The 17,678-nt window shown below is 61.3% G+C and carries 16 protein-coding genes; 11 read left to right on the plus strand and 5 right to left on the minus strand.

Annotation, left to right across the window (positions count from 1 at the left end; all coding sequences use genetic code 11):
- Positions 1-8: 8 nt before the first annotated feature.
- The 3 genes from DLD99_RS12775 to DLD99_RS12785 form a co-directional block, all read right to left on the minus strand.
- Entirely contained in the window at positions 9-1,244 is a 1,236-nt protein-coding gene (locus DLD99_RS12775; RefSeq protein WP_114882515.1) for an aromatic ring-hydroxylating oxygenase subunit alpha, read from the minus strand.
- Between the two features lie 103 nt (positions 1,245-1,347).
- Positions 1,348-2,688 carry an MmgE/PrpD family protein gene (locus DLD99_RS12780; protein ID WP_114882517.1) on the minus strand — a complete coding sequence of 447 codons (1,341 nt, stop codon included), beginning with the start codon at positions 2,686-2,688 and terminating at the stop codon, positions 1,348-1,350.
- A gap of 123 nt (positions 2,689-2,811) precedes the next feature.
- Complete coding sequence (locus DLD99_RS12785) at positions 2,812-3,771, minus strand: LysR family transcriptional regulator (RefSeq protein WP_114882519.1); 960 nt, start codon at positions 3,769-3,771, stop codon at positions 2,812-2,814.
- A gap of 366 nt (positions 3,772-4,137) precedes the next feature.
- On the opposite strand from DLD99_RS12785, the gene DLD99_RS12790 reads away from it, so the two are divergent.
- The 8 genes from DLD99_RS12790 to DLD99_RS12825 all read left to right on the plus strand — a co-directional run bounded on the left by DLD99_RS12790 (position 4,138) and on the right by DLD99_RS12825 (position 13,732).
- The gene (locus tag DLD99_RS12790) at positions 4,138-5,172 is read left to right on the plus strand and encodes a quaternary amine ABC transporter ATP-binding protein (RefSeq protein WP_114882521.1); all 1,035 of its coding nucleotides are present in this window, start codon (positions 4,138-4,140) and stop codon (positions 5,170-5,172) included.
- A gap of 54 nt (positions 5,173-5,226) precedes the next feature.
- A complete protein-coding gene (gene proW, locus DLD99_RS12795; RefSeq protein WP_085708380.1) occupies positions 5,227-6,180 on the plus strand; it encodes a glycine betaine/L-proline ABC transporter permease ProW in 954 nt (317 codons plus the stop codon).
- Between the two features lie 42 nt (positions 6,181-6,222).
- Positions 6,223-7,245, plus strand: coding sequence for a glycine betaine/L-proline ABC transporter substrate-binding protein ProX (gene proX, locus DLD99_RS12800; protein WP_162803476.1), 1,023 nt, complete (start codon positions 6,223-6,225; stop codon positions 7,243-7,245).
- A 164-nt stretch (positions 7,246-7,409) separates the two neighbouring features.
- Positions 7,410-8,726 (plus strand): NAD(P)/FAD-dependent oxidoreductase, encoded by a 1,317-nt coding sequence (locus tag DLD99_RS12805; RefSeq protein ID WP_114882523.1) that lies wholly within the window; start codon positions 7,410-7,412, stop codon positions 8,724-8,726.
- A 63-nt stretch (positions 8,727-8,789) separates the two neighbouring features.
- Complete coding sequence (locus DLD99_RS12810) at positions 8,790-10,118, plus strand: MFS transporter (RefSeq protein WP_114882525.1); 1,329 nt, start codon at positions 8,790-8,792, stop codon at positions 10,116-10,118.
- Positions 10,119-10,184: 66 nt separating this feature from the next.
- A complete protein-coding gene (locus DLD99_RS12815; RefSeq protein ID WP_114882527.1) occupies positions 10,185-11,087 on the plus strand; it encodes a dihydrodipicolinate synthase family protein in 903 nt (300 codons plus the stop codon).
- Between the two features lies 1 nt (position 11,088).
- Entirely contained in the window at positions 11,089-12,579 is a 1,491-nt protein-coding gene (locus DLD99_RS12820; RefSeq protein WP_114882529.1) for an aldehyde dehydrogenase, read from the plus strand.
- Positions 12,580-12,706: 127 nt separating this feature from the next.
- Positions 12,707-13,732: a GlxA family transcriptional regulator gene (locus DLD99_RS12825; RefSeq protein ID WP_114882532.1), complete on the plus strand. Its 1,026-nt coding sequence runs from the start codon at positions 12,707-12,709 to the stop codon at positions 13,730-13,732.
- A gap of 21 nt (positions 13,733-13,753) precedes the next feature.
- Here the strand turns inward: DLD99_RS12825 and DLD99_RS12830 are convergent, their stop codons facing one another.
- Both DLD99_RS12830 and DLD99_RS12835 read right to left on the minus strand, forming a co-directional pair.
- Positions 13,754-14,815, minus strand: coding sequence for an alpha/beta fold hydrolase (locus DLD99_RS12830; protein ID WP_114882534.1), 1,062 nt, complete (start codon positions 14,813-14,815; stop codon positions 13,754-13,756).
- Between the two features lie 220 nt (positions 14,816-15,035).
- Positions 15,036-15,230: a PLDc N-terminal domain-containing protein gene (locus DLD99_RS12835; protein WP_085708371.1), complete on the minus strand. Its 195-nt coding sequence runs from the start codon at positions 15,228-15,230 to the stop codon at positions 15,036-15,038.
- Between the two features lie 163 nt (positions 15,231-15,393).
- Here DLD99_RS12835 and DLD99_RS12840 point away from each other — a divergent pair, with 163 nt between their 5' ends.
- The 3 genes from DLD99_RS12840 (at position 15,394) to DLD99_RS12850 (ending at position 17,638) form a co-directional block, all read left to right on the plus strand.
- Positions 15,394-16,230 carry an AraC family transcriptional regulator gene (locus tag DLD99_RS12840; protein ID WP_114882536.1) on the plus strand — a complete coding sequence of 279 codons (837 nt, stop codon included), beginning with the start codon at positions 15,394-15,396 and terminating at the stop codon, positions 16,228-16,230.
- Positions 16,231-16,281: 51 nt separating this feature from the next.
- Positions 16,282-16,878 carry a LysE family translocator gene (locus tag DLD99_RS12845; RefSeq protein WP_114882538.1) on the plus strand — a complete coding sequence of 199 codons (597 nt, stop codon included), beginning with the start codon at positions 16,282-16,284 and terminating at the stop codon, positions 16,876-16,878.
- Between the two features lie 64 nt (positions 16,879-16,942).
- Entirely contained in the window at positions 16,943-17,638 is a 696-nt protein-coding gene (locus tag DLD99_RS12850; RefSeq protein WP_114882539.1) for a tRNA (adenine(22)-N(1))-methyltransferase, read from the plus strand.
- The last annotated feature ends 40 nt before the right edge of the window (positions 17,639-17,678 follow it).

Genomic DNA, 17,678 nt, shown 5'->3' on the forward strand with positions numbered 1-17,678 from the left:
AATGCCAATCAGCCTACGGACTTCAACGGAATCGGCCCCTTGAGCCGGTCCGTCATCGTGGCGCAGTACCAGTCATCGAACTGGCAGACGCCGGTTTCCGCCGTTTCCGAGTAGGGCCCCGGTTCATAGGACGGGGACGTCACACCACGCTGGGTGCCTTCGACCAGTGTGCGGTCCTGATCGTTGGTGGCGACCCAGACTCTGGTCAGGCGATCGATGTCGTAGTCCACGCCTTCCACCGCCGTGTCGGGCACCAGCCATTTGGTGGTGACCATGGTTTGCGTGGCGCTGATCGGCAACACCCGGAAGCTCAGCGCGTGGTCGCCGAGGAAGTGGTTCCAGGTGGACGGGTAATGGAAGTAGAGCAGGGCGCCGATGTCCGGCTCGGCGGTTTTGTCCAGGCGCCCGTTCACCGCAGGCTTGCCGTCCATGGTGTAGCTGACGGCCCCGGACGACAGCGGAATGCGGGTCATGCGGTACTGGCCGTTGATGTCCATCACCAGACGGCTCGGCAATCCGGCCTTCTCGCAGGTGTTCCAGTAGGCCGTCAGGTGCGGATCATCCTCGCCGCCGGCGCCGCCCACGGACGGGTTGTCGACGTAGGATTTCAGCAGTTCCGGGTGGGAGCCGTCGCAGTGGTAACACTCGCGGTTGTTCTCGAACACCAGTTTCCAGTTACCGTTCTCGATGATGGTCGACTCGAACGCCACTTTGCAGTGGTCCAGATAATGCGGGGCAATGAACGGGCTGACGGCCTTGCGAAAGCCTTCGAAGTCCGGCGCCCGGGTGGCGACGCAGACATAGATGTAGCTGTGCACGATCTCGCAATGCACGGACTTGAGGTTGTATTGGGTCTTGTCGAAATCCTGGCCCATGTTGCCGGCGAACAGCAGGTTGCCGTCCAGCTCGTAGGTCCACTTGTGATAGGGACAGACCATCTTCGCGACTTTGCCGTGCTCGTGTTCGCAGATCTTGGCGCCGCGATGGCGGCAGGCGTTGTGAAACGCCCGGACTTCGCCATCCTTGCCACGCACCACGGCGACCGGGTAATCGCCGATCTGCAGGGTGAAGTACTGGCCGGGTTTGGAGATTTCGAAGGTGTGCCCGGCGAAAATCCAGTCCTTGTGCCAGATCTGTTCAAGGTCCTGGCGATAGACGTTTTCATCCTTGTAGAGGGCGCCCGGCAGCGAGTGCCAGGGTTTGCGCTGGGCGATCAGGTCAAACACGGTGTCTTTATTGTTCATTGTTATCCTCGTCATGCGCGTAGGGCCGGAACGGATTCCAGCCTATCTGTGCCGGGAAAGCCGTCACAAACGACATTTCCTGCGGGCAATCGATGCGTTGAGGTTATGGGTGAATCCGTTCGAAGATCGGCTCAAGCGTGGCGATGGCCGACGCAGACTGGCCCAGATTGCGAATCGCCTGTTTCACCGCGAGGCTGCGTTCGTGGCCGAGGCTTGAGGCGAACAGGTCGAACTTCTGCTCCAGTTCTTCCCGGCTCAGGGCCGTTTCGGGATCGCCCCGTGCGGCGGTGATCGGGCTCACGAGCACGTTGCCGTTTTTCAGGGTGACGGTGACACGCGAGAGGATTTCATTGGGGAATCGCGCGGAAATATCGGCCGCTTCGACGATCTCTATGCGTGCGCTCAAGGCGCGAATGTCGGCGGCGTGGATGGATTCGCCGGTGACTTCGTCCGGCCCGAGTTTGCCCCTGACGATCAGCGCCGCCAGCGGAAAGGCCAGGGCGTATTGCGCCTGATCGGCGTCCGCCGGGGTGTGGCCTTGAAGGCACATCGACTCGTAGAAAGTCTCGACGCGGATGGTCTCGATCGTGTCAGCGTTGAGCGCAGGATGATCCTGTTGCAGTTGCAGCATCGCGGTCAGCGCCGGTTGCGCCCAGCGGCACACCGGCCAGGGTTTGAAATACTGGCTGTCGATTTCCCAACGCTGACCGACGTCGAGCCAGTGTTCGGCCACCGAAGCGTCCTCGACGGTTTCCGCCGGCGCACCGGTTACGCCTTCCCTGGCCATCAACAGCGCATTCAATCCGACAAAAGCGCCGCTGCCGTGGGCGTCGCGCAACATGGTCGGAAACGCGATCAGGCGCATCATCGGACAACGGGCGCTGAAGTACTCGGCGATGCCCAAGGCATGGCGGAACGTCGGCTCGTCAAAACCGAGCAGCCGGGCACCGGCGCAAACCACGCCAATCGCCGAAAAGCCGCCGGACGCGTGATAAGTCGGGGAGGTCGCCATCAGCGCCGTTCCGGCGCGGAGCCCGGTTTCATAACCGAGGCACAGCGCGCTCAACAGCTCATGCCCGCTGACGTGTTTGCCCTGATGATGCAGCGCATCGGCGAGGGCGAGCAGGGCCGGCACCACGGTCGCGCCGGCGTGCCCCTTGGATCGGAAATGGCCTTCATGGGCATCGAGGCTGTCGGCGGAAAAGCCGCCGGCCCAACCCGCGCCCAGCAGGTTCACGCGCTGACCGTCGAACAGCAGACGGCTGCCGAACTCGCCGGCGGGGTAGTGGGCAACGGCAAAACGGCGCAGCGCCACACTGGTGTCATTGGACGCGGCACCGGCCATGACGCCGACGATATCCAGCAGGCTGTTCTGCAGGATCTCCCGGGTCTTGACCGGGGCCTGGAGGAAATCAAAGTCGCGGCAGAATTCGTAGAGTGACATTCAACAATTCCTTCCTGTGAGGGGAACCGGCCAGATCCCGGCCGGCGCCGCTCCACAATGAGTCAGGAAGGTTGTGTGGCTCCAACGACATTTTCGTCGGGCAATTGATAACCAAATCGATGGCTAACGGCGGGGAAACTTCGACAGGATCCACTCGCGAAACCGCCGTAGCGCGTCTTCGTTGTCGGCGTTCTCGCGGCAACTCAGGTAGTGCCAGCTGTTGCGCAACTGCACTTCCTGTTCGATCGGACGCACCAGCAAGCCGCGCTGCAACAGCGGCGCAACCAGATGATTCCAGCCCAGCGCGATGCCCTGATGGGTCAGCACCATGCTGATCAGCAGGTTGTAGTCATTGGCGTTGAAAATCTGCGGACTGGTCGCCGGGCGGTCGTCGATGTCGATGGACTGAAACGCCAGCCACACGCCCCAATCGACATGCTCGGCGACTTGCGAGCGACCGTAGGGGCTGAGGTTGAGCAGGGCCGAATCACGCACGCCCTCAATAGTGGCGATTTCCGGATGCTGCTCCAGATACTGCGGCGTGCACACCGGGTAGATCAGGTCATGGCACAACGGGTAGCTGCGATAGCCTTCGCGGATGCGCGAAATCTTGGTGATGAACACGTCGGGCTGCACGCCCGGTTCCATGGTCAGGAAGTTCTGGGTGGTGATCAGGTTCAGCTCGATGCCTTCGCTCTGGGCGAAGAACTCCGGCAGGTGATTCGACAGCCACAGTGCCGAGAACGCCGGGGAGCAGCAGATGGTCAGCACCTTCTTGACCGACTGACTGCTGCGGATGCGCTCGGCGGCCTGGGCGATGTTTACGAACGACAGCTGCGCGGCATCGAAGAACAACGCGCCCGCCGACGTGAGTTCGACGGCGCGCCCGACGCGGGTGAACAACTGCGCCCCCAGGTAGCTTTCCAGTTCGCGGATCTGCCGGCTGATGGCGGCCTGGGAAACACACAATGCTTCGGCAGCACGGGTAAAGCTCTGGTACTTGGCGGCGGCGACAAATGCCTTTACGGCCCGCAAGGACGGCATCTTCAGCAAGATGGTGTCTGGGTCGACATGCTTGGTCATCTGTACGGCCTCCTCACGATACGGCTCCCGGGCGAAGCGCGACGAGGGTAGCCCAAGCCTGCGCGCAGGGATACGCCGGCGTCGCTGCAAGGATAGTCGCGGTCGCTGGCAGGCGATGCCGGCTGCCAGCGGCGGATGCCGGCCTGATCGATAACCCGACGTTATCAACATGCCCCTGTAAATGTCGTTGGATTAAGCAGGGGGATGCTAATAAATTTGAAACGTCCCTCGTTCCTGGGGTCCCAAAAATAATAAAAGGAAACCCGTCGTGACGACTTATAACTATTACCGCTGCCGCTCTAAAACCGTTTCGCTCGATTGCATATTGTTTGAATTCGAATATGCACAACGCGATGGAGGCAAGGTATGAATCGCTCCGACGAAATAATTTGCGTCAAGAATGTTTATAAAGTCTTCGGCACTCAGCCAGCACTGGCCATGAAGTTGATCGAAGAGGGCGCCTCGAAAGCCGAAGTCTTCAAAAAGACCGGCCAGGCCATCGGCGTATTTGATGCCAACTTCTCGGTCAAGCGCGGCGAGATCTTTGTCATCATGGGTTTGTCCGGCTCGGGCAAATCGACCATGGTCCGACTGTTCAATCGCCTGATCGAGCCGACCTCCGGCAGTATCTTTCTCAATGGCCGGGAAATCACCGGACTGGGCGACAAGGACCTGTTGCAGGTGCGCCGCAAAGACATGGGCATGGTCTTCCAGTCCTTTGCCCTGATGCCGCACATGAGCGTCATCGACAACGTCAGCTTCGGCCTGGAAATCAGCGGTGTCAGCGAAAAGGAACGCTACTGCCGGGCCATGGGCGCCCTTGAGCAGGTCGGGCTTTCCGGGCAGGAAATGTGCTTCCCTCACCAGCTCTCCGGCGGCATGCAACAGCGGGTCGGCCTGGCCCGGGCGCTGGCCAACGACCCGGCCATCCTGCTGATGGACGAAGCGTTCTCCGCCCTCGATCCGATGATCCGCAGCGAGATGCAGGGCGAGTTGATCAAGCTTCAGGCCGAGCAGGATCGCACCATCATTTTCATCTCCCACGACATTGAAGAAGCCGTGCGCATCGGCCATCGCATCGCAATCATGGAGGGTGGGCGCGTGGTGCAGATCGGCACGCCCCGTGAGCTGCTGTGCAACCCGGTGAACCAGTATGTCCGGGATTTCTTCAACGGTTTCGATACCAGCCGGATATTGCGCGCCGGCGATATCGCACAAGCCGATTCCGGCATTGTTTATGAACCGGGTCGTCAAACTCCGATAAAGGCTGACGCTTCCTTGCGCGAGATCTTTCATCTGGTTGCCGCTTCATCTACGCCGATGCCGGTAGTTGACGAAGTTGGACTTTATAAAGGTTCGATCTCGCAAGGGCATCTATTAAGTTGCCTGGGTAATAGCTGAGATCCTGATTTAAAAAAAGAATGGTCACGCAGTCCGCAAGTGCGAGGTAGTGTCATGTCCGACTTTAACTTTCTGGATCCCTTCCAGAGTTTGAATATTCCTCTGGGATCGTGGGTTGAAACCGCCCTTAAATATCTGGTGCATAACTTCCGGGATGTCTTCCGCTCGATTCGCTGGCCGGTCGATCAGGTACTCGACGGCGTCCAGTGGGGGCTGCTTTCGCTGCCGCCGACGGTGTTCATCATCATTGCCGGGCTGATCAGCTGGCAGATCGGCGGCAAACGCATCGCGATCTTCAGCGTGGCGACCCTGACCGGGCTCGGGCTGATCGGCGTGTGGAACGACGCGATGGTCACCCTGGCGCTGGTGCTGACCTCGCTATTGTTCTGCGCGGTGATCGGCATTCCGCTGGGCATCCTCTGTGCCCGCAGCGACCGCACGGAAATGATCATCCGCCCGGTGCTCGACGCCATGCAGACCCTGCCGGCGTTCGTGTACCTGGTGCCGGTGGTGATGCTGTTCGGCATCGGCAACGTGCCCGGTGTAATTGTCACGATCATTTTCTCCGTCGCGCCGCTGGTACGCCTGACCAACCTCGGCATCCGTCAGGTGCCGGCGGACAAGGTCGAGGCGGCGCGGGCCTTTGGCTGTACACCGATGCAGATGCTGATGAAGGTTCAATTGCCGCTGGCCGCGCCGACCATGATGGCCGGCTTGAACCAGACCTTGATGTTGTCGCTGTCGATGGTGGTGGTCGCTTCGATGATCTCGGTCGGCGGGCTGGGGTTGATGGTGCTCAGCGGCATCGGCCGCCTTGACATGGGCCTGGCCAGTGTCGGGGGGGCAGGGCTGGTGTTGCTGGCGGTGTTCCTCGATCGCCTGACTCAGGCCATGGGTGAACGCAGCAGCGATCTGGCCACCGGACAGCGCTGGTATGAGAGCGGGCCGGTCGGCCTGGTCATGAAGTTGAAGAAAAAGAAGAACGTTGCTCGTGCGGTCATTAACTGAACCTTTCTGCTCACCGATTAAAACTCCAACGCGTGGTGAAACATGAAACTGGCAAATCTCAAGAAAAGCGTCATGGCGAGTCTGGTTGCTTCCTTGCTGGGCACGGTCCTGTGTTCGGCGGCCTATGCGGCCGATGCCAACAAACCCGGCGCCGGTGTGTCGATCACGCCGATTTTCCCGACCATCGCCGAAGAGCGCTTTCGCGGTGAAGTGGTGATCGCCGGGCTCAAGGAACTGGGCTACGACGTCAAACAGCCGAAGGAAACCGATTACCCGGCGATGTTCCTGGCGCTGTCCTACGGCGACGCGGATTTCACCGTGCATGAATGGGAGCATTTGCACGAGGCGTTTTACGAGAAGGCTGGCGGCGATGACGTGATGGTCAAGGTCGGGCAGATCATGAAGGGCGTGCTGCAGGGTTACCTGATCGACAAGAAAACCGCAGACGCCTATCACATCAAGGATCTGTCGGACCTGAAGAAACCGGAAATCGCCAAGCTGTTCGACAGCAACGGTGACGGCAAGGCCGACCTGACCGGTTGCAACCCGGGCTGGGGCTGCGAAGTGATGGTCGAACACCACATGAAGGCTTACGGCCTGGAACCGACCGTTGTCGACAACCGCGGCTCGTACTTCGCGTTGATGGCCGACACCATTGCCCGCTACCAGCAAGGCAAACCGGTGCTGTTCTTTACCTGGGTGCCACAGTGGATTTCCAGCGTGCTGGTCGAAGGGCGCGACGTGGTCTGGTTGCCGGTGCCGTACACCGACCTGCCTGACGGCAAGGAAAGCAAGGACACCTTCTACGAAGGCAAGAACCTCGGCTTCCCGGTGGACACGATCAATGCCGTCATGAACAAGGAATTCGCCGAGAAGAACCCGGTAGCCCGCAAGTTCCTCTCCGAAGTCAGCATCAGCACCGCCGACGAAAGTGCGCAGAACCTGAAGATGCAGAACGGCGAAAAGTCCCTGGCCGATATCAAGCGCCACGCTGCCGAATGGATCAAGGCCCACCAGCAAAGTTACGACGGCTGGCTGAGTGATGCGCGAGCGGCGGCCAAGTAAGCGGTTGTTCGTTAGTTCGAGTGGCGGTTTTCCCGTGGCGTAAAGCCGTCATTCAAACGCATTCATTTACGCAACTTTGATGGCTGTTTTCCTTCAACGCGATTCCGCGCGTTCGCTTCGTGCCGGCTTCGATTTGTCATTTCAACAATAAACGGTTCAACACTATGAAAGTCAGTTCGCTGCCCGCCGATGATGACAGCTGTGGCTGGTTCCACCTGAGCCGGCCGCGCAGCCCCGAGCCTGGTCATCGCGGCCACCGTTCGGCGCGTTGGGTGGTCGTCGGTGCCGGTTTCACCGGGCTGGCGGCGGCACGCCAGCTCGCGTTGAACTTCCCCGACGATGAAGTGGTGCTGATCGAAGCGCAGGAAGTGGGGTTGGGGCCGTCCGGTCGCAATGCCGGTTTCGCGATCGATCTGCCCCATGACATCGGGGCCGAGGACTATATCGGCGATATCGACCTGGCCAGGATCAGTCTGAAGCTGAACCTGGAAGGTCAGTCGATCCTGCGCAATCTGGTCGATCAGTTCGGCATCGATTGCCAGATGAAAGCCTGCGGCAAGTATCAGGCGGCCGTGGAAGAACGCGGGATCGCGGTGCTGGAAGCTTATCGTCGGGGTCTCGACAAGCTCGGTCAGCCGTATCAGATGATCGAGGCCGAAGAATTGCCCGAGCATCTGGGCACCCGTTTCTACCGCAAGGCGCTATTCACTCCCGGCGCGGTACTGGTTCAGCCGTCGGCGCTGGTGAAAGGCCTGGCGGACAGTTTGCCGGCGAACGTCACCCTGTACGAACGCACGCCGATTCTGGAAGTGGAGTACGGCGCCAAAACCTTGCTCAAGCACGCTCACGGCAGCATCACCGCCGACAAACTGATCCTCGCCAACAACTCGTTCGGCATGCGTTTCGGTTTTCTGCAGGGCCGCATGTTGCCGATCTACACCTACGCCAGCATCACCCGCCCGCTGACCGACGAGGAGCAGGCGCGTCTGGGCGGCAAACCGTTCTGGGGCGCGATCCCCGCCGATCCGTTCGGCACCACGGTGCGGCGCACCCCCGACAACCGTTTGCTGATCCGAAACAGCTTCAGCTTCAACCCCGATGGCCGCAGCAACAGCAAATACAACGAGCGCTTCGTGCACCGTCACCGCGCCTCGTTCGATCAGCGCTTCCCGATGCTGCCGGGGGTGCAGTTCGAATACACCTGGGGCGGGGCGCTGGCCATGTCGAGGAACCACAACGGTTTCTTCGGCGAACTGGCGCCGAACGTTTACGGCGCGCTTGGCTGCAATGGCCTGGGCGTCACCCGTGGCACGGTCACCGGCAAATTGCTCGCCGACTGGCTGGCCGGGCAGCGCGACGGCTTGATCGATTTCCTGTTGCAGGCGCCGGGGCCGACGGGCAACCCGCCCGAACCGTTTCTGTCGCTGGGCGTGAACATGAACCTGAAGTGGGGGCAGTACCGCGCCGGCCGCGAAAGTTGAACGCTCATCGCCCGACCTGCGCGATGAACTGAAGTAGCGATGCACTGAATACAAGGACAAGAAATGAACAACGTTGCTGTATCAATCGAGGACGTACCGCTCAATGGTTTTCATCGTCTGCTGACGATCCGTTCGGCCGGTGGCTCCTTTGTCGACGGGTATGTTCTGAGCATCATCGGCGTGGCGCTGGTGCATATGTCCAGGTCTCTGGCGCTGGACGATTTCTGGGAAGGCATGATCGCCGCCTCGGCGCTGATCGGCATTTTCTTCGGCGGTTTTCTCGGCGGCTGGCTGACTGATGTATTGGGGCGCAAGCGTCTGCTGTTTGTCGGGCCGACCCTGTTCATCGTGGCATCGCTGGCGCAGCTGTGGGTCGATTCGGCGGTGGCGCTGTTTGTGCTGCGGCTGCTGCTGGGAGTGGCGGTCGGCATCGAGTACCCGGTGGCGACATCGCTGCTGGTCGAGTTCATGCCGCGCAAATATCGCGGCCCGCGTCTGGCGACGCTGACGATCATGTGGTTCGCCGGGGCAGCGATGGCGTATGTGGTGGGCGAGTTGTTGTTCAAACTGTGGGGCTCCGATGCCTGGCGGCTGGTGCTGGCCAGCGCGGCGATCATCGGCGCGATGCTGTTTCTGGTGCGCATCGGCACGCCTGAATCGCCACGCTGGCTGCTGAGCAAGGGCCGCGCCGCCGAAGCCGAGGCGATCATCAAACAGGTCTACGGCAACGACTTCTCCCTGGCCAATCTTCCCGAGCACCGGGTGGGCGAGAAGCTGACGATCCTTAACCTGCTGCACTCCGGCTACGGCAAGCGGATGCTGTTTGTCGTGGTGTTCTGGACCTGCTCGGTGGTGCCGCTGTTTGCCGTGTATGCCTTTGCGCCGAAGGTGCTGGCCGCGCTGAACCTGCAGGGCGACTGGTCATCCCTGGGCTCGGTGGCGATTACCTTGTTCTTTGTCATCGGCTGTGTGATTTCGACCCGGATCATCAACCGCGTGGGCCGACGCAATCTGCTGATCTACAGCTTTCTCTGCTCCGGCCTTGCGCTGCTCGGGCTGGCCGTCGGTCACGCCGGGCCCAACGCGCTGGTGCTCGCATTCTTTGCCGTTTACGCCTTGTTCATCGGCGGCGCCCAGGTGCTGACGCTGGTGTACCCCAATGAACTGTTTCCCACGGAAATCCGCGCCTTCGCGGTCGGTGTCGGCACGTCACTGTCGCGCATCGGCGCGGCGGCGGGGACCTATCTGGTGCCGGTTTCCCTGAGCACGCTGGGCATCGCCCAGACCATGTACATCGCGGCGGCCGTCACCCTGGTCGGACTGGTGCTGTCGTGGGTGCTCGCACCGGAAACCCGCTCGCTCAACCTGCAACAGGCTGCCTCGCTGAATTGAACCTTGCCCGGGCCGTAGCGGCGTCGGGCCAACGAATCGAACACTGCAACCACTGGAGAAAACCCTATGAACTTTGACGGCATCTTTACCCCCGCCATTACGCCTTTGTCCGCCGATGGCCAGATCGATTATTCGGCCTTCGCCGAAGTGCTCGAGTATCTGATCGAGTCGCGGGTTCACGGCATCGTCATCGGTGGTTCGACCGGCGAATACTACGCCCACACCACTGCCGAGCGGCTGAAAGTGGCCGAGCGCGCCAATGAAGTGATCAATGGCCGCATTCCGCTGGTGATCGGCACGGGCGGGATCCGCACCGAAGATGCGGTGGCCTTCGCCGAGCACGCCAAGTCGATCGAGGCCGACGCGATCCTGGTGGGCTCGCCGCCGTATGCCTTGCCGACGCAAAAGGAAATCGCCGCCCACGTGCTGGCCGTGGACAAGGCCGCCGGCCTGCCGATCATGCTTTACAACTATCCGGCGCGGATGGGCGTAGCGATGGGCCCTGAGTTCTTCGAGGCGATTGCCGGTTGCAAGAACATCGTCGCGATCAAGGAAAGCTCCGGCGACACCGCTCAGTTGCATCGTCTGGCGCATTCGCATCCTTCGATTCAGCTGTCCTGCGGCTGGGACGACATGGCCCTGGAGTTCTTTGCCTGGGGCGCGCGCAGCTGGGTCTGTGCCGGTTCGAACTTCATTCCGGCCGAGCACATCGCGCTGTACGAAGCCTGCGTTCTGGAGAAGAACTTCGACAAGGGCCGGCGGATCATGTCGGCGCTGTTACCGCTGATGGATGTGCTGGAGAGCGGCAAGTTCGTCCAGTCGATCAAGCACGGCAGCGAACTGGTCGGCCTGCGTGCCGGCGGCGTGCGCAAACCGATGCAGCCGCTGGAAGCGTCCGAGAAGGAAGTGCTGGAAAGCGTGATCAAAACCCTGAAGCAGAATGTGGCGCGCATCGTCGCGGAGGTTTGAAATGGCCGATCTTCTGAGTCAAGCGCAATACCGCGAACTGGCGGCGAAGCTTGAGTTTCGCAATCAGGCGTTCATCAACGGCGAGTTTCGCAGCGCGCTGTCCGGCAAGACCTTCACCACGACCAACCCGGCCACCGAAGCCGTATTGACCGAAATTACCGCGTGTGGCGCCCAGGACGTGGACGTTGCCGTCGCCGCCGCCAAGGCTGCGTTCGAAGACGGACGCTGGCAAGGGCTGGCGCCGTCGGCGCGCAAATCGGTGTTGCTGCGGTTCGCTCAATTGCTGGAAGACCACTCTCATGAACTGGCGGTGCTGGAAAGCCTCGACAGCGGCAAACCGATCCGCGAATGCCAGAACATCGACGTGCCCGAAACGATTCATACCCTGCGCTGGCACGCCGAGCTGATCGACAAGATCTACGACTCGACTGCACCGACCGGCAACGGCGCGGTGACCATGGTGGTGCGCGAGCCGATTGGCGTGGTCGGCCTGGTGTTGCCGTGGAATTTCCCGCTGCTGATGCTCGCGTGGAAGATCGGCCCGTCGCTGGCCGCTGGCTGCTCCATCGTGGTCAAACCGGCCAAGGAAACCACCTTGAGCACCTTGCGTGTGGCCGAGCTGGCGCATCAGGCGGGGATTCCCGCCGGCGTTTTCAATGTGGTGCCCGGCGGTGGCAAGGAGGCGGGCGAACCGCTGGGCCGTCATCCGGACGTCGCCATGGTCAGCTTCACCGGGTCCACCGACACCGGGCGGTTGTTCCTCAAGTACTCCAGTGAGTCCAACCTGAAACGCATCGTGCTGGAATGCGGCGGCAAGAACCCGGCGGTGGTGATGAACGATGTCGAAGACGTGGATCTGGTTGCCCAGCACGTGGTCAACGGCGCGTTCTGGAACATGGGCGAAAACTGCTCGGCTTCGTCGCGGTTGATCGTGCACACAGACATCAAGGACCAATTGCTCCAGCGCGTGCAGGTGCATCTGGCCGACTGGAAAATGGGCGATCCACTGGACCCGGAAAACCGTCTGGGCTCGATGATCAGCAAGGCGCATTTCGAGAAGGTCCGTTCGTACCTCGACCATGCCCGGGAGGAAAACCTTTCGGTGCTGGCGGGGGGCAACACGGCCGACAACATTTTCGTCGAGCCGACCATCGTCGATGGCGTCAGCCGTGACAGTCGTCTGTTCCAGGAAGAAATCTTCGGCCCGGTGCTGAGCGTGACCACGTTCACCTCCGTCGACGAAGCGATCAGCCTGGCCAACGACACGGCTTATGGCCTGGCCGCGTCGGCGTACACCGGCAGCCTGCGCCATGCGCTGAAGCTCTCGCGGGGTATTCGCGCCGGTATCGTCACCGTGAACTGCTTCGGCGAGGGCGATGCTTCGACGCCTTTCGGCGGTTACAAGGAGTCGGGTTTCGGTGGGCGTGACAAGTCGGTCTGGGCCCATGATCAGTACACCGAGCTGAAAACCATCTGGATCGACGCTTCCTGATTCATCGCGGTTTTTCGCAGGTCTTTTTCGCCCCGATCGGCACGTTTGTACCGGTTGGGGCGAATTGCATTCATTCCCGAGTATTTTGCCGCCCCGGCGGTTAGCATGGCGGCATAACAAGTAACTGATGGACCACATCTTGATCGAACGACGCCAATTCAGCGGTGGCATGAAGGGCAAGAACCTTCGCTACCTGAACGAGCCTTCCTCCGGGGCGGGGCGCATGACCCGTACCGGGTTCGTGCTGCTGGAGCATTTTTCCCTGCCGGCCTTCACCCAGGCGCTGGACACCCTTGTCACCGCCAATCTGCTGCGCCCTGGTCTGTTCTCTACACGCACCTTCGGCTTGAGCGACGGCGAAGTGATCAGCGACCTTGGGCTGGTGATCCGCCCGGACTCGCGTCTGGAAACGAACGTGTTGCAGGAGCTGGATCTGCTGGTGATCTGCGGCGGTTACCGCACGGAATTGAAGGCCAGCGACGAGTTCATCGGCCTGTTGAAAATGGCCGCCGAGGCTGGCGTGCTGTTGGCCGGGTTGTGGAACGGTTCCTGGTTTCTGGGGCGGGCAGGGGTGCTGGAAGGGTATCGCTGTGCGATTCACCCGGAGCATCGGCCGGCGCTGGCGGAAATCTCCAAGGCCACCCAGGTCAGCAGCGAGCCTTATGTGATCGACCGCGACCGGTTGACCGCTTCGAGCCCGTCCGGGGCGTTTCACATGGCGCTGGACTGGATCAAGAGCCTGCACGACAAGGCGCTGGTCGAGGGTATCGAAGACATTCTGGCGTTCGAGGAATCGCGCTACCGGCGGATCAAACCCACCGAAAACATCAGCGTCAGCGCGCCGTTGCGCGAAGTGGTGAAGTTGATGGATGCCAACCTCGAAGAGCCGCTGGAACTGGAACAACTGGCGGTGTACGCCGGGCGTTCCCGGCGTCAGCTGGAACGGCTGTTCAAGGAACAACTGGGCACCACGCCGCAGCGTTATTACATGGAACTGCGCATCACCGAGGCCCGGCGTCTGCTGCAACACACCGAGCTGTCCCAGGTGGATGTGCTGGTGGCTTGCGGGTTCGTCTCGCCGAGCCATTTCAGCAAGTGCTACAGCGCTTATTTCGGTTATCGGCCGTCCAAGGAAAAACGGCTCGTCAAATGACGAGCCGTTCGGCGTACTGCTTCAGAGGTGATCGGCGTCGATGATCGCCTTGGCGAAGGTCTGCGGACTTTCCTGCGGCAGGTTGTGACCGATGCCGCCGTTGATCAGACGGAACTCGTACTTGCCGGTGAAGCGTTTGGCGTAATCCTCGGGCGCCGGGTGCGGGGCGCCGTTGGCATCGCCTTCCAGGGTGATGGTCGGCACGCTGATCGACGGCGCGGTGGCGAGTTTCTGCTCCAGCGCTTCGTACTGGCTTTCACCTTGCACCAGACCCAGGCGCCAGCGGTAGTTGAACACGGTGATGGCGACGTGATCCGGGTTCTCCAGGGCCTTGGCGCTGCGATCGAAGGTGGCGTCGTCCAGCGCCCATTTCGGTGAGGCGGTCTGCCAGATCAGCTTGGCGAAGTCGTGGGTGTTTTTGGCGTACCCGGCCGCACCACGGTCGGTGGCGAAGTAGAACTGATACCACCATTGCAGCTCGGCCTTTGGCGGCAGCGGGTTCTTGCCGGCGGCCTGATTGCCGATCAGATAGCCGCTGACCGACACCAGCGCTTTGACGCGCTCCGGCCACAGCGCCGAGACGATGTCCGCCGAACGTGCGCCCCAGTCGTAGCCGCCGAGTACGGCTTGTTTGATTTTCAGTGCATCCATGAAATCGATCACGTCACTGGCGAGCGCCGCTGGCTGACCGTTGCGCACAGTCTTGTCGGACAGGAAATGCGTGTCGCCATAACCCCGGGCGTACGGGATCAGCACGCGATAACCCTTGGCCGCCAGAATCGGTGCGACTTCGTCGTAGCTGTGAATGTCGTAGGGCCAGCCGTGCAGCAGAATCACCACCGGACCATCAGCCGGGCCGGTTTCGGCGTAGGCCACGTCTAGCACACCGGCCTTCACATGTTTCAGCGGGCCGAAGGGCAGGTCGGCGCTTACAGCGGCTGCTACGGTCTTGAGCGGCTCCGGTGCCGCCGATTGAGCGTTGGCGAACGTGCCGAACTGCATCAGGGCGGTGGCGAGAATCGACAGGCCCAGCAGGCGACGACGGGTTTTGCCGGTAGCTGTGGTGTGCAGTGCAGGTTTCATGGTCAGGCTCCTTTGCAATCGACGGGGATGGGGTTCTGGGTGAACCCTTCTGAACTGGAGCCCAGTAAAGCCTGCCGGTGTATCCGTGCTGTTTCGGTTTTACTCCCGAGTTAAGGACGTGTGTATCAGCAGGCATTGCGTACACAGTGCGATACAAATCCGCCGTCCATGAAAAAGCCCCGAATGATCGGGGCCTGGTTGTTTTGCGCTTTTCGCAGGTTCAGGCCTGAGTAATGTGTTTCGGTCCTGCCAGGGCCCAGGCGATCAGTCCCAGTAACGGTACAAACACGATCAGTACGATCCAGACGCCCTTGTTGCTCGATTTTCCTTCGCTCTTGCGTACCCGGTTGATTGCCCACAGTTCGACGAGCAAAAGAATGATGGCCAGTACGATCCACGTGGTTTCGATTTGCATGAGCTACCTCCTGATGGTCATTCGGTTAGGCGGGCGGTGAAACCGAGGGTTCATTTAATTTGCGTCGCGCCTGCGTCGGTCAACCTGCTGCACAAATCTTCTAAACGCTTCGACGTGAAGCGCGGTAAGTTAGGCATCGAACCCAATTCTCCGGAGCCTTTGCGTGGACAAACGCAACTGGATCGACCTGTCTCAGGATGCCGACACCGGCATCGAGTCGATCCGTGCCCATTTCCGGGGCCATGCCTACGATCCGCACTGGCATGACAGCTTTCTGGTGGGCGTCACCGAGCAAGGGGTTCAGCAGTTCGATTGCCGGCGGGTGCGGCATTTCAGTACACCGGGCAAGATCTTCATGCTGGAGCCGGGGGAGATCCACGACGGGCACGCGCCCACCGAGGAAGGCTTTACCTACTCCATGCTCTATCTCGATCCGCACTGGCTGGAGCGCGAGTTGCTGGCGCTGTTCGAGCAGGCGCCGGACAACAGTCAGCTCGGATTCGCCGACACCCTGAGCCAGGACCCGCGACTGGCCACTTCCATCAATCAAGCCTTTCAGGCCCTGCATCACGGTGACCTGCGCATCGTCCGGCAGAGCGCGGTCGACCACTTGCTGGGGGCTTTGACGTCCCACCTCGACTGGCGCAAGCGTCAGGCGTTCGATCCACGCTTGCCGCGCGTGGCGCAGGTGGCGCGGGACTACCTGCATGCCCATGCCTTCGAAGACATCGGGCTGGATGATCTGGCCCGGGCCTGCGGGGTGGATCGCTTTCGGCTGACCCGGGCCTTCAAGTCGGCCTTCGGGCTGGCGCCCCATGGCTACTTGATCCAGTTGCGGTTGGCCCGGGCCCGGCAGATGCTGGCGCGAGGCGAAACGCCTGCCGATGTCGCCAGTGCGCTGGGGTTTGCCGATCAAAGCCATCTCGGCCGCTGGTTTCGCCGCGCCTATCACCTGACGCCGGCGGACTATCGCAAGCGCTGCTCAAACCTTCCAGACTGAGCCCCGTGCAAGCGCGACCATGGACTCCTGTTCTGATCCGGAGTCCATCCCATGGAATCGTTGTTGCCTTTTCTACTGTTTTCCTTCGTCGCCTCGATCACCCCGGGGCCGACCAATATTCTGGTGATGAGCCACAGTTCGCGGCGCGGGATGGTCGCTACGCTGCCGATCATCTTCGGCGCCTGTGTTTCGGCGGCCCTGGTGGTGCTGGTGGTCGGGCTCGGCGTGGGTGAAACGCTGCTGCGTTACCCCCGTGTGCAGCAGGCAATGGCCTGGGCCGGGGTGCTGTGGCTGAGCTGGCTGGCGTGGCAGATCTTTCGCAGCACGCCGCCGTCCCTTGACCCTGCAACGGCGTGTGAAGAAGGGATCGGCATTTATGGCGCCGCCGGCCTGCAACTGATCAATCCCAAGGTGTGGATGATGGCGGTGGCGGTGGTGAGCGTGTTTGGCGGGAGCGGTGACGAGAGTACGCGGATGGCGCTGTTGGCCTTTGTGTTTCTGCTGGTCTGCCTGCCGTGCATGACGGCGTGGGCAGTGCTGGGCGTGGGCAGTGCGCGGTTCTTTGGATCGCCACGGGCATTCAGGCGCATGAATGCCGGGTTGGCGTTTTTGTTGTTGCTGTCGGCGTGGTTGACGGTGTTGGTGTAGCCCTCCAGAATCGCGCCCCGATCCGGCCAGTGGTGCCGGACGCTTGACGTAAAAGGGGTTGCGGTTGAACGAACAGACATTGTCCATGCGCCTGGAGCGTGTCGCTGCGCACGTACCCGCCGGTGCGCGCCTGGCCGATATCGGCTCGGATCACGGCTACCTGCCGGTGGCGTTGATGCGTCGTGGTGCAATCGAGGCGGCGGTGGCGGGGGAGATGGCTCTGACACCGTTTCGCTCGGCTGAACGCACCGTTTGCGAGAACGATCTGCAGCAGCAGATCACCGTGCGTCTGGCTAATGGCTTGATGGCCGTCGAACCGGCCGACGGGATCAACGCGATTACGATGTGTGGCATGGGCGGCGAGACCATTCGCGACATTCTCGAAGCCGGCAAGGCACGTTTGAGTGGCCGCGAGCGTCTGATCCTGCAACCCAACGGCGGCGAGCAACCCCTGCGCCAATGGCTGATGGACAACGACTACCGGATCCTCTGCGAGGAAGTCCTGCGGGAAAACCGCTTCGACTATGAAATCATCGTCGCCGAGCGTGGCGGCCCGGTGTCGTACACCGCCGAGGAGTTGTACTTCGGTCCCCTGCAATTGCAGGCCCGCAGCCCGGCGTTTGTCAGCAAGTGGCAGCACCGGTTACGGCACAAGCAACAGACCCTGAACCACTTCGGGCGCGCGCGACATGCGGTGCCCGAAGAGAAGGTGCAGGACCTGACCCGGCAGGTGCGGTGGATCACCGAAGTGCTCGCTTGAACCCGACTCAGGGCTGATATCATTCAACAACTTTCAAGCA

This window comes from Pseudomonas kribbensis (assembly GCF_003352185.1).
Taxonomy (GTDB): Bacteria; Pseudomonadota; Gammaproteobacteria; order Pseudomonadales; family Pseudomonadaceae; genus Aquipseudomonas; species Aquipseudomonas kribbensis.

Coding starts and splice junctions, on each gene's coding strand:
- DLD99_RS12845 (WP_114882538.1), top strand. CDS start 16,282: ATGGAATCGTTGTTGCCTTTTCTACTGTTTTCCTTCGTCGCCTCGATC.
- DLD99_RS12775 (WP_114882515.1), bottom strand. CDS start 1,244: ATGAACAATAAAGACACCGTGTTTGACCTGATCGCCCAGCGCAAACCC.
- DLD99_RS12810 (WP_114882525.1), top strand. CDS start 8,790: ATGAACAACGTTGCTGTATCAATCGAGGACGTACCGCTCAATGGTTTT.
- proW (WP_085708380.1), top strand. CDS start 5,227: ATGTCCGACTTTAACTTTCTGGATCCCTTCCAGAGTTTGAATATTCCT.
- DLD99_RS12805 (WP_114882523.1), top strand. CDS start 7,410: ATGAAAGTCAGTTCGCTGCCCGCCGATGATGACAGCTGTGGCTGGTTC.
- proX (WP_162803476.1), top strand. CDS start 6,223: ATGAAACTGGCAAATCTCAAGAAAAGCGTCATGGCGAGTCTGGTTGCT.
- DLD99_RS12835 (WP_085708371.1), bottom strand. CDS start 15,230: ATGCAAATCGAAACCACGTGGATCGTACTGGCCATCATTCTTTTGCTC.
- DLD99_RS12780 (WP_114882517.1), bottom strand. CDS start 2,688: ATGTCACTCTACGAATTCTGCCGCGACTTTGATTTCCTCCAGGCCCCG.
- DLD99_RS12830 (WP_114882534.1), bottom strand. CDS start 14,815: ATGAAACCTGCACTGCACACCACAGCTACCGGCAAAACCCGTCGTCGC.
- DLD99_RS12825 (WP_114882532.1), top strand. CDS start 12,707: ATGGACCACATCTTGATCGAACGACGCCAATTCAGCGGTGGCATGAAG.
- DLD99_RS12785 (WP_114882519.1), bottom strand. CDS start 3,771: ATGACCAAGCATGTCGACCCAGACACCATCTTGCTGAAGATGCCGTCC.
- DLD99_RS12790 (WP_114882521.1), top strand. CDS start 4,138: ATGAATCGCTCCGACGAAATAATTTGCGTCAAGAATGTTTATAAAGTC.
- DLD99_RS12820 (WP_114882529.1), top strand. CDS start 11,089: ATGGCCGATCTTCTGAGTCAAGCGCAATACCGCGAACTGGCGGCGAAG.
- DLD99_RS12815 (WP_114882527.1), top strand. CDS start 10,185: ATGAACTTTGACGGCATCTTTACCCCCGCCATTACGCCTTTGTCCGCC.